At 59.8% G+C, this 11,436-nt stretch carries 10 protein-coding genes; 4 read left to right on the top strand and 6 right to left on the bottom strand.

Annotated elements, in window-relative coordinates; translation table 11 throughout:
- Positions 1 to 2 precede the first annotated feature (2 nt).
- The gene (locus ABLV64_RS03945) at positions 3 to 356 is read right to left on the bottom strand and encodes a DUF1304 domain-containing protein (protein WP_017898710.1); all 354 of its coding nucleotides are present in this window, start codon (positions 354 to 356) and stop codon (positions 3 to 5) included.
- Positions 357 to 595: 239 nt separating this feature from the next.
- Between ABLV64_RS03945 and ABLV64_RS03940 the strand changes: the two genes are divergently transcribed.
- The gene (locus tag ABLV64_RS03940) at positions 596 to 1,075 is read left to right on the top strand and encodes a hypothetical protein (protein ID WP_075201775.1); all 480 of its coding nucleotides are present in this window, start codon (positions 596 to 598) and stop codon (positions 1,073 to 1,075) included.
- 70 nt (positions 1,076 to 1,145) lie between these two features.
- Here ABLV64_RS03940 and ydfZ read toward each other — a convergent pair whose 3' ends face one another.
- The gene (gene ydfZ, locus ABLV64_RS03935; RefSeq protein ID WP_004151566.1) at positions 1,146 to 1,349 is read right to left on the bottom strand and encodes a putative selenium delivery protein YdfZ; all 204 of its coding nucleotides are present in this window, start codon (positions 1,347 to 1,349) and stop codon (positions 1,146 to 1,148) included.
- Between the two features lie 308 nt (positions 1,350 to 1,657).
- Here ydfZ and ABLV64_RS03930 point away from each other — a divergent pair, with 308 nt between their 5' ends.
- Positions 1,658 to 2,686: a CorA family divalent cation transporter gene (locus ABLV64_RS03930; RefSeq protein ID WP_032455948.1), complete on the top strand. Its 1,029-nt coding sequence runs from the start codon at positions 1,658 to 1,660 to the stop codon at positions 2,684 to 2,686.
- 13 nt (positions 2,687 to 2,699) lie between these two features.
- Here ABLV64_RS03930 and ABLV64_RS03925 read toward each other — a convergent pair whose 3' ends face one another.
- Positions 2,700 to 3,872, bottom strand: coding sequence for a MalY/PatB family protein (locus ABLV64_RS03925; protein WP_151385509.1), 1,173 nt, complete (start codon positions 3,870 to 3,872; stop codon positions 2,700 to 2,702).
- 52 nt (positions 3,873 to 3,924) lie between these two features.
- Positions 3,925 to 5,517 carry a maltose/glucose-specific PTS transporter subunit IIBC gene (malX, locus tag ABLV64_RS03920; protein ID WP_348842962.1) on the bottom strand — a complete coding sequence of 531 codons (1,593 nt, stop codon included), beginning with the start codon at positions 5,515 to 5,517 and terminating at the stop codon, positions 3,925 to 3,927.
- A 173-nt stretch (positions 5,518 to 5,690) separates the two neighbouring features.
- Between malX and ABLV64_RS03915 the strand changes: the two genes are divergently transcribed.
- On the top strand, positions 5,691 to 6,719 hold the full coding sequence (locus ABLV64_RS03915; RefSeq protein WP_032455951.1) for a Mal regulon transcriptional regulator MalI: 1,029 nt from the start codon (positions 5,691 to 5,693) through the stop codon (positions 6,717 to 6,719).
- A gap of 39 nt (positions 6,720 to 6,758) precedes the next feature.
- Here the strand turns inward: ABLV64_RS03915 and ABLV64_RS03910 are convergent, their stop codons facing one another.
- Both ABLV64_RS03910 and manA read right to left on the bottom strand, forming a co-directional pair.
- Positions 6,759 to 8,318 (bottom strand): YdgA family protein, encoded by a 1,560-nt coding sequence (locus tag ABLV64_RS03910; RefSeq protein ID WP_100051032.1) that lies wholly within the window; start codon positions 8,316 to 8,318, stop codon positions 6,759 to 6,761.
- An 86-nt stretch (positions 8,319 to 8,404) separates the two neighbouring features.
- A complete protein-coding gene (gene manA / locus ABLV64_RS03905; RefSeq protein WP_004204108.1) occupies positions 8,405 to 9,583 on the bottom strand; it encodes a mannose-6-phosphate isomerase in 1,179 nt (392 codons plus the stop codon).
- Positions 9,584 to 9,783: 200 nt separating this feature from the next.
- Between manA and fumA the strand changes: the two genes are divergently transcribed.
- A complete protein-coding gene (fumA, locus tag ABLV64_RS03900; RefSeq protein WP_023318141.1) occupies positions 9,784 to 11,430 on the top strand; it encodes a class I fumarate hydratase FumA in 1,647 nt (548 codons plus the stop codon).
- Positions 11,431 to 11,436 lie beyond the last annotated feature (6 nt).

The raw sequence follows: 11,436 nt of genomic DNA, 5'->3' as shown, positions 1-11,436 counted from the left end.
CCCTACGCCTGCGCCAGCACCGCAAGCAGCGCCAGCAGCGCGGGCAGCGCCTGAATATAGAGAATTTTGCGGCTGGCGGTCAGCGCGCCGAATATCCCGGCGGCCAGCACGCAGGCGAGGAAAAAGATCACCACCTGCACGCCCGATGCCCCCAGCCACAGCCCCCATGCCAGGCCGGCGGCCAGGAAACCGTTATACAACCCCTGGTTGGCCGCCAGCACCCGGCTTTCCCGGGCGAAATCGGCGCTGAGGTTAAAGGCCCGGCGCCCGGCGGGAGCTTCCCAGAAAAACATCTCCAGCACCAGGATGGCGAGATGAATAATAGCGACCAGCGCAACGAGGAGAGTGGCTAACACAGCAGTCCTTAATCAATAAGATGAATGTGTCAGCAGTATAGCCGCTGGCGCTCACCAGGCGAGAGGGCGACTGCTATAGTGCTTATAGCATCATGTTTGCCTGCCGCGAAAAGCGTCGGTGTATCTGATTGCCCTTTGGTTTAGCTTCGCGGTGATAGTATGCCGGGTTCTTTTTTTACAGGTGTGGCGTAGGTTACTGAATGTTAAATAAATTATGGATTTTGTTATCCGGGCTATTGTTGGTTGCCATGCCGTCGGCGCAGGCCGGGGAATTCAATCTTTATTCGATGAATACCGGCTCCTATGTTTATCACATGACCGGTAACCACGGACAATATAACGAGCATTTCAACAACAACTTTTTCTCGGTGGAGCGCAAGTTTTCAGCGGATTCAAAATACAGCGCGCTGGTCGGCACCATGAAAAACAGCTTCGACGATCGCTGTCTGACCCTCGGCGTGCGCCGCGACTGGCTGAAAAACGACACCGGCTGGCTGCTGAAAGGCGTGTATGCCTATACCGGGGAATTTTTCTTTGACGCTTTCAGCCACTGCGGCGACTCAGGCACCTACCGCACCGCCAAAAAAATCACCGGCGTCGGTTTTTCGCCCTATATCTATCATGGTCTGCAATACAACTTTACCGATTACTTCGGCGTCGAGGGCGGGATTATTATACCGGCGATCTTCGTGATGAGTATTCAGTGGAGCTTTCGCTAAGCGCCTGGATCAGCCTGAAAAAGAAGAGGCCACGCTGGGTGGCCTGCTCATGGTGCCTTGACGGCAGGGATTAATGGAAACCGAGACGGATCAGATCTAACGGGCAGAAGCGTCCCTCGCAGCCGTCGATTTCCACGCAGTCCGCCCGACGCAGCTGCTCGGCGGTTTTCCCCTCGCCATGGATCGCTTTAATCACGCCCGTCGTACCGTTACCAGCGATCATGACCATACTGCCGGTAGCAATAGCGTTACGATTACGGTCATAGGTTTTCATGGTCTCCTCCTCAATAAACCAGGGTAAGCAATGATTAAGCGGCCAAATTAATACCGCTTCCCGCCTAAAAAAGTTTTGAGGAATATCAAAATTATTTTAATAGTGACGATAAAAGCACAGCCAGAAGGCCAGATCGTCGCGCGATGCGCTTGGTCAGCACGCCGGGTATGACTCAGGCATGCTGCCCGAAATATGTCCGTCAGATGACGGTTTTGCGGCAGGATTATTAACCTTGCCAGTCCGCGAAAAATAGCGAAATATGGCGCTATCTGGGCATCAACGGTGCCAGTGCCTGTCCTGAGGGAGCCATGAGTCAAGACGTCACCGCGAAGATGTTAAAGCCCGATTTTGATATGGAAGTGTCCGGCCTGGTGTATGGCTATCTGTTTCACGAAGATCACCCCCCACAGCCTATTGCCTCTGCTGAGGTATGCGCCAGCTATCAGGCGCTGGCTGACGATAAGGCCTTTATCTGGCTGCATCTTAATCTCAATCACGCCACCGCCGAAAAATGGCTAATCAGTCACTTTCCCGTGGCGGACTTTTTCTTTGAGGAGATCCGCAGCGGCTCGCATACCACCCGTATTGAACGGCAAGGGGAAAATCTGTTCGCCGTGCTTAACGACGTGCTGTTTCGTCCGCAAGACACCAGCGCGGAAACCGCCACGCTGTGGCTCTACTGTAGCCCGAAGCTGGTGGTGACAGCGCGTTTCAAACCATTGCGGTTTATCGAATGGATGCTGCCGCGTCTGCATACGCTTAAGGTGCATACCTCCGCTGAACTGCTGGCCTTTTTGCTGGAGGAGCAGGAGGAGGTGCTGGAGCAGGTGGTGCGCCAGGCCAGCCGCCACGTCGACCTGATTGAAGAGCGACTCCTGAGCAATCACGTGCAGCGTAATCGGGCCGATCTGGCGCGGCTGCGGCGGATGCTGCTGCGTTTTCAACGGCTGCTGGCGCCGGAACCGGCGGCAATGTTCCGGCTGCTTAACCGGCCGCCAGCGTGGATGGATCGCGCGGTGGTGCAGGCATTTCGTCAGTTCACCGAAGAGTTTAGCGTGGTGCTTAATGACCTGTCCGGCCTGATCGAGCGCATCAGCCTGCTGCAGGAGGAGATCGGCGCCCGCCAGCTGGAGCAGAGTAACCGCACCCTCTACACCCTGACGGTGATCACGGTCCTCGCGCTACCGATTAACATTGTGGCCGGTTTCTTCGGCATGAACGTCGGCGGGATCCCGCTGGCGAGCAATCACCACGGGTTTATCCTGCTGGTGGTGATTGTCGGCATCTTTACCCTCGGCGCCGGCTACCTGGCGTTCCGCCGGCGTGACGATCTGTAGTCAGTGCCGCGCGTCAACTGAGGCTGCGCAGGGCGGCTATCAGCCCTGCGACACCGCGCTCCAGCTTCTCGCGTGGACAGCCGACGTTGAGACGCAGAAAGCCATTGCCTTCGGGTCCATAGGTATATCCCGGCATAATCGCCACCTTCTGCCCGGCGATCAGCGCCTGCTGCAGTGCGCGGTCGTCAATGTTGAGGGGGCGCAGGTCGATCCACGCCAGGTAGGTGGCCTCCGGCGGCTGCCAGCGTAGCGCAGGAAAGGCGCGATTGAGCGTATCAGCCACAAAGCTCAGGTTCTCCTGCAGGTAGTCGCGCAGGGCGTTGAGCCAGGGCGCCCCATCGCGGTAGGCGGCGATATGAGCCAGCAGCGCCGGCACCGAGGGCGACGAGAGTCCATCGCGCGCTTTCAGCGCCTGCAGATAGCTGTCGCGGCAGTTTGCCTCAGGGATAAAGCCATAGGCCCCGGTAAAGGCCGGAATATTGAAGCTCTTTGATCCGGAGGTGAACAGCGCCCACGGCCCCTGAGCCACCTCGCTCCACGGGATATGACGGTGGTCGCCCCAGGTCATGTCCATATGAATTTCGTCGCTAATCACCCTGACGCCATGCTTTTGGCACAGCGCCGCCATGGTCTGGAGCTCCTCGCGGCGCCAGACTTTGCCCGTTGGGTTGTGCGGGCTGCAGAGCAGCAGCAGGGTATTCTTCGGCTCCGCCAGAGCCGCTTCCAGGCGCGCCATATCGCAGTGCCATTGATTGTTCGTCAGGGTCAGTGGCACCGGGGCGATCTGTCGGCGGTTAGCGGTGATAGTGTTATAGAACGCATCGTAGGCGGGAGTATGGACGACGACGCCGTCGCCTTCTTGCGACCACTGGCGGATGGTTTCCGCCACCATATAAATAACCGACGGTCCGTAAACCACCGTTTGCGGATCGATGACGCTGTGAAAGCGGCTGGCGTACCAGTGGGCAATCGCCCCGAGAAACGCCTCGTTCTGCCAGCGGCTGTAGCCGAACACGCCGTGGGCCAGCCGCCGGCTGACGGCGTCGAGAATGCAGGGCGCGGTGGCGAAATCCATATCGGAGATGGTGAACGGCAGCAGGTCGGGGACGCCAAATCGGTCGGCGACATAGTCCCACTGCGTGCACCAGGTTCCGTGGCGGTCGATGGGTATGGAAAAATCAAACATTGGAACTTCCTTAGCGAGGGTCCCCTTCCGTGCCGGAAGGGGACCGGTGGGATCAGGCCTGAACGGTATTCATCAGCGTGGCCATTTCATCTTTTACCGACTGCACCTGCGGGCCAATCACCACCTGCAGATTATGCTGGTTGAGCTGAACCACCCCGATGGCGCGGTGGGCTTTCAGCGCGGCAGCGTCCACTTTGCTCATATCGTGTACCGACAGACGCAGACGGGTAATGCAGTTATCCAGCGAGACAATGTTGTCGGCGCCGCCGAGGGCCGCCAGAATCGCCGGCACGTTATACCCGGATTTACCAATGGTGCCAGCGACCGCTTTCTCCACGCTGGCGGCGGTGTCGATATCGCGGCCCGGCGTTTTCAGATTGAAGCGGGTGATGGCGAAGCGGAAGATGGCATAGTAGGCCGCAAACCAGATTGCCGCCACCACCGGCACCAGATACCACTTGGTCGCCAGACCATGCAGGATGCCAAACACCACGAAGTCGATAATATTGCCGTCGGTGTTGCCGATGGTGACGCCGAGCACCGCCATGATGGTAAAGCCGAGACCGGTCAGCAGGGCGTGGATGACATACAGGACCGGCGCCACGAACAGGAACAGGAACTCCAGCGGCTCGGTGGTGCCGCCCACCACGCAGGCGATCACCCCGGAGATCAGCAGGCCTTTAATTTTATGCCGGTTTTCCGGACGGGCGCAGTGGTACATCGCCAGCGCGGCGCCCGGCAGACCGCCGAGGAAGGCTGGCATCTTACCCTGCGACAGGAAGCGGGTGGCGTTTTCGGCGAAGCCGTGGGTGGTCGGGCAGCTCAGCTGCGCCTGGAAGATGGTCAGCGCGCCGCTGACGCTGTGGCCGCAGACGTCGAGGGTGCCGCCGGCTTCCGTGAAGCGGATCAGCGCCACCAGGATGTGGTGCAGGCCAAACGGCAGCAGCAGTCGCTCGCCGGTGCCGAAGATCATCGGCCCAAAATCGCCGGCGCTATTGATCATCTTCCCGAGGGCGTTGATCCCCATGGCGAAGACCGGCCACACCAGCGGGATCGCCAGCCCGACCAGACCCAGCACCACGGTGGTGACGATCGGCACGAAGCGGGTGCCGCCGAAGAAGGCCAGGGCGTCCGGCAGGCGAATGTTGTGAAAGCGCTCATGCAGCAGCCAGACGATAATCCCGGCGATAACCGCCCCGAGGATCCCGGTATCGATCGATGGAATACCGATGATGTTCTGGATATTGTTGGCCTTAAGGATCGAGGCGTCGGTGGTGGGCAGAATGCCTTTCGCCGTCAGCCAGAAGTTGACCGCCAGGTTCATGACCGCGTAGCCGACAAAACCGGCGAAGGCGGCGACGCCTTTGTTCTCCCGCGCCAGCCCCAACGGGATGGCGATACAGAACATCACCGGCAGGAAGCTGAAGGCAAAGGAGCCGACTTTGCTCATCCAGATAAAGATGGCCTGCAGCAGCGGCATATCCAGCCACGGCAGCAGGGTCAAAACATCGTGACTGCTTAACGAGCTGCCGATCCCCAGCATGATCCCGCAAAACGAGAGCAACGCCACGGGCAGCATAAAGGTTTTTCCCAGCTGCTGGAAAAATTCCCACAAGGTGATTTTTGGTGCGGTTTTCGCCGTCATAGCACGGTTCCTGATTCTCAAGTGGTCGGGAAGAACTAACGCCACGGCAAGATAAAACGTTTTACCACTTTTTAGTGCGATAAAAATCACATATTCAAGCGATAATAAGGTTTATAAAGATCGCACAATGATAAAACGTTTTATCGACAGGCAAGGGAGTCAGCCAGCAGGTTATGGCAATCGCAAAAAAGATCACCATCAATGATGTAGCGCTGGCCGCCGGCGTCTCCGTGAGCACCGTTTCGCTGGTGCTGAGCGGCAAAGGGCGCATCTCCAGCGCCACCGGCGAGCGGGTTAATCAGGCCATCGAGCAGCTGGGATTTGTGCGCAACCGTCAGGCCGCCTCGCTGCGCGGCGGACAGAGCGGGGTGATTGGCCTTATCGTCAGCGATCTCTCTAAACCGTTCTATGCCGAGTTAACCGCCGGCCTCACCGATGCCCTGGAGAGGCAGGGGAAAATGGTGTTTCTTACCCAGGGGGGACGCAGCGGCGAGAAGATGGCACAGCGGTTTGATACGCTGGCGGCGCAGGGGGTGGACGGGGTGATCATCGCCGGGGCCATCGACCGCGGCAGCGAGCTGCGCGAGCGGGCGGCGGAGGCGAGGGTGCCGCTGGTGTTCGCTTCCCGCGCCAGCTACCTCGACGATGTCGACCTGATCCGCCCGGACAACATGCAGGCGGCGCAGCTGGTGACCGAGCATCTGATCCGCCGCGGCCATCAGCGGATCGCCTGGCTTGGCGGCCAGAGCTCGTCGCTGACCCGCGCCGAGCGGGTCGGCGGCTATTGCGCCACCTTGCTGAAATACGGTCTGCCGTTTCACAGCGAATGGGTGCTGGAGTGCGAGTCGAGCCAGAAGCAGGCGGCGGAGGCGATGACCGCGCTGCTGGGGCAAAATCCGACCATCACCGCGGTGGTGTGCTACAACAACGTGGTGGCGACCGGCGCGTGGTTCGGTCTGCTGCGGGCTGGAAGGCAGAGCGGGGAAGATGGCGTCGACAGCTACTTCGAGCAGCGGGTGGCGCTGGCGGCGTTCGCCGATGTGCCCGAGGCCGCGCTTGACGACCTGCCGCTCACCTGGGTCACTACCCCGGCGCGCGAGATGGGCAAAACGCTGGCGGAGTCGATGCTGCGGCGGCTGGAGGAGGGCGCGGGCGAGACGCGAAACCAGATCATGCCCCCGCGGCTGGTGACGAGAAAATGACGGAGACGGCGCGCGGTGGCCGTCTCCTGAGCCGATACGTTACGGCTGCGGGGCGGCGTCGTCCTGCTGAGGCGCGGCGTCATCCTGCTGCGGCTGGCCGTCCTGCGGCGCGCCGTCCGGTAGCGAAGGCGCTTCCAGACCAAACATCGCGGCAAAATCCTCCAGCGGCATTTTCTGGCCGTTCAGCGTCACCTGGCCGTTCGCGTACTGCAGGCTGCTGCTGATGGCATTATCTTCCATGGTGGTGATGCGGAACATCTGGCCCATCGCCGCCAGGCCTTTGACCTGCTGATCGGCGAGTTTGGCGGCGTCGGCTGGCTGGTAGCCTTCCAGACCGGCGATCTTAGTCATAAACTCCGTCGCCATATCCACCGGGATCACCACTTTGCCGTCAAGGGACTGCACCACGCGATCCAGGCTGTCCGCCAGCGTCTGCGGCGGAGCGGTCACCTGGGCCGGATCTTTCAGCAGAACCGAGAGGTTGAGGGTGCTTTCGCCTTTGGCATTGCGCCAGCTCAGCGGGGAGATGGTCACCGACGGATTGCCCTTAAGCAGGATCGGCAGCGCATTGAACAGGGTTTCGGTAAGCGCCTGCTGGTACAGCTCCGGGTTCTGCGCCAGCTCTGGCTTCGCCAGCAGCGCCTGAGACTGCGCGCTGTACTGCTGGCTGAACTGGTGCCACGCCTGACCGTCGACGTTATCCACTTTCAGCGTCAGTTTGCCGCTGCCCATATCCTGACCCTGCAGCTTAAGGCTGTTGACGGTGTAGTTCACCTGGCTGTTCACGCCTTTGCCGTCCTTGGTCAACGTCGAGCCGCCGTCCAGCGCCATGCCGTCAACCAGCGCCAGCTCTTTGCCTTCGACGCTGATGGCCAGCTTATCGAGGGTCATTTTTTGCTGGCCGATACGCTCGTTGAAGCTGGCCAGCTCGGTGGCGCCGTCGGTGGTCAGGTTGACGAAGCGCAGTTGCACCTTCTGGTTATATTCGTTGAGGGCATCGATCTGACCGCTGCCGGCCTGGCCCTTCAGGCTGATGTTTTTGCCGTCGCGGTCGGCGTCGAGCTGGAACTGGCCGCCGCTGAAGGTGACTTTCTCATCCCCTTTGGCGTAGTCGAGGGCATTGAGAACGATCGCCGACTGGCTGTCGCCGCTGTAGGCGATGCGCGTATCAACGGTGAAGGGGGTAGTGCCTTTGGCTATCTCGAACAATGCCTGGCTGGCGTCGTTTTTCACCAGCGTGGTGTGGACCGAAGCCATCGCCGGAGCCAGATTAAAGTTTTTTAACGAGGCCAGCGGGAAGGGGCCGTGATCGACCACCTCGTCAAGCACCACGCTCTGTCCGGCGGCCAGCCAGCCGTTAGCCTGACCGGCGATGGGCTTCACCACCAGCTGCAGATGGCTGCTGAACAGCCCGCGCTGGTAGTCCTGATAGCTCAGCTCCAGACCTGACTCCGGCGCGCTGCTGCGTAGCTGTGCGTTAGCCTGCTGCACCATATCGGCAATTCGGCCTTCCAGCTGTTTACCGGTGTACCAGGCGCCGCCTGTCCATACCACGCCCAGCGCCACGATGATTCCTGCTGCGACCAGCGATTTTTTCATAGCATTTGTCCATAAATGAAGCCAGGCGGAGAGACCGCCTGGCTGAGTTGTCATAATCAGTAAGCGAGACCTGAAAGGTCAGTCGTTTACTGGAGCTTATTGAACACGCGCGCCACGCGGCCATGGCCGCTGACCTGCACCGGCGATTCATTGGCGGCCACAAAGGCCGATTCGCCCGGCTTGAGGGTCAGGCTCTGGTCGCCTTTGCGCAGCACGGCTTCGCCGTCGACGCAGAAAACGATCGCCGCGCTCGCCTGGGCCAGATCGCTGGCCTCGGTGGAGAGATCGTGCAGCGAGAAGGCAAAATCTTCCACCGGGATCGGGAAGTCCAGTTCCGCGCCGTGGCGCTGCGGCTGGGTCAGCAGCTCACCCGCCGGTTTAGCCTCGAACTTAACGTTGGCCACCAGCTCAGGGATATCAATGTACTTCGGCGTCAGGCCGGCGCGGAGCACGTTATCCGAGTTGGCCATCACCTCCAGCGCTACCCCTTGCAGATAAGCGTGCGGCGTTTCGGCAAACAGGAACATCGCTTCGCCAGGATTCAGCTTCACCACGTTCAGCAGCAGTGGGGAGAAGAGGCCGCTGTCGTCGGGATAGAATTCCGCGATCAGGCGGATGGTTTGCCACGGTTCGCCCTGCTCACGGTCCAGCACCTCGCGCAGCGCCTGCAGCGCCTGGGCTTTTTCCTCGCCCTGCATATTCAGCAGGCTGGCAAACAGCTGGCTCAGGCGAGTCGCGTCCGGCTGCTGCAGGAAGGCGCCGATCGCCGGGTGTGCGTTGGCCACCGGCTGCAGCAGGCTGACAATTTCGCTGAACTCGCGAAACGCGTTCATCGCCAGGAACGGGGTCAGGGCGAAAACCAGCTCCGGCTTGTGGTTCGGATCTTTGTAGTTACGTTCGGCGGCGGAGAGGGGGATGCCGGCGGCGTTCTCGCGGGCGAAACCCTCTTCGGAGGCCTGCTTGTTAGGATGGACCTGAATGGAGAGAGGCTGCGCGGCGCACAGCACTTTAAACAGGAACGGCAGCTCACCGAAGCGTTGCGCCACTTTTTCGCCGAGCAGGGCGGCTTTATCCGCGTCAATCACCTCGCGCAGCGAACGCGGCTGGCCATCGGCCGTCAGGACCTGCGAGCTGCTCTTCGGATGCGCCCCCATCCACAGCTCTGCCATCGGCTGGTTGTCCGGGTTGGCGATGCCATACAGTTCAGTTAAGGCGGTGTGGCTTCCCCAGGCATAGTTCTGTACGGCGTTGATCAGCTTTTGCATTCTCATTCCCTGTATCAATCAAAGTAAAATTATCGCCCTATTAAACCAGCAAACGCTGGAGAAGCAACTGCTGAAAGAAAAAGTCGTCCCTGTCTCAGTTTTTGTTAAAAAATTGTGTAAGATTGATCGACTCGCTTTTCTACAGGCACATGGAGTCCCTGCCTGAAACATAATCAGCCAAAGCAGTAAGTGAGAGTACAATGTCGAATAAACCGTTTGTTTACCAGGATCCTTTTCCCCTCAAAAAGGATGACACCGAGTATTATCTCCTCAGCAGTGATTACGTCTCCGTCGCCGAATTTGCCGGCCAGGAAGTGCTAAAAGTTGACCCTCAGGCGCTGACCCTTCTGGCGCAACATGCCTTCCACGACGCCTCCTTTATGCTTCGCCCGGCGCATCAGCAGCAGGTGGCGGATATCCTGAACGACCCGGAAGCCAGCGAAAACGACAAATACGTCGCCCTGCAGTTCCTGCGCAACTCCGATATCGCCGCCAAAGGCATTCTGCCCACCTGTCAGGACACCGGCACCGCGATCATCATGGGTAAAAAAGGTCAGCGCGTCTGGACCGGCGGAGGCGATGAGGCCGCCCTGGCGCAGGGGGTGTACAACACCTATATCCAGGACAACCTGCGCTATTCGCAGAACGCCCCGCTGGATATGTATAAAGAGGTTAACACCGGCACCAACCTGCCGGCGCAGATTGACCTCTATGCTACCGATGGCGATGAGTATAAATTCCTCTGCATCGCCAAGGGCGGCGGCTCGGCTAACAAAACCTATCTGTACCAGGAAACCAAAGCGCTGATCACCCCGGCGAAGCTGAAAAACTATCTGGTCGAGAAGATGCGCACCCTGGGGACCGCCGCTTGTCCGCCGTACCATATCGCCTTTGTCATCGGCGGGACTTCGGCGGAAGCGACGCTGAAAACCGTCAAGCTGGCCTCCACCAAATACTACGATGGCCTGCCGACCGAAGGTAACGAACATGGGCAGGCTTTCCGCGACGTGCAACTGGAGCAAGAACTGCTGCTGGAAGCGCAGAACCTCGGCCTCGGCGCGCAGTTCGGCGGCAAATATTTCGCCCACGATATCCGCGTGATCCGTCTGCCGCGTCACGGCGCTTCCTGCCCGGTAGGGATGGGCGTCTCCTGTTCCGCCGACCGCAACATCAAAGCCAAAATCAACCGCGACGGCATCTGGATTGAGAAGCTGGAGAGCAATCCGGGGAAATATATCCCTGAGCATCTGCGCCAGGCCGGGGAAGGCGAAGCGGTGAAAGTGAATCTTAACCAGCCGATGAGCGAGATCCTGGCGCTGCTGTCGCAGTACCCGGTGTCCACGCGTCTGTCGCTGAGCGGCACTATTATCGTGGCCCGCGATATCGCGCACGCCAAGCTGAAAGAGCTTATTGATAATGGCGAAGCCCTGCCGCAGTACGTCAAAGATCACCCGATCTACTACGCCGGCCCGGCCAAGACGCCGGACGGTTACGCCTCCGGCTCCCTCGGCCCGACTACCGCAGGGCGCATGGACTCATACGTCGATCTGCTGCAGTCGCACGGCGCGAGCAAGATCATGCTGGCGAAAGGCAACCGCAGCCAGCAGGTCACCGACGCCTGCCACAAGCACGGCGGCTTCTACCTCGGCAGCATCGGCGGCCCGGCGGCGGTACTGGCTCAGCAGAGCATCCGCAGCCTTGAGTGCGTGGCGTATCCAGAACTGGGGATGGAGGCTATCTGGAAAATCGACGTGGAAGACTTCCCGGCGTTTATTCTCGTCGATGATAAAGGCAACGACTTCTTCCAGCAGATCCAGACATCGCAGTGCGCCCGCTGCGTGAAGTAAACCTGG

The sequence above is a fragment of the Klebsiella sp. JB_Kp031 genome, from assembly GCF_040064295.1.
GTDB classification, from domain to species: Bacteria; Pseudomonadota; Gammaproteobacteria; order Enterobacterales; family Enterobacteriaceae; genus Klebsiella; species Klebsiella quasipneumoniae.
This window is presented reverse-complemented; position numbering and strand designations above follow the sequence as displayed.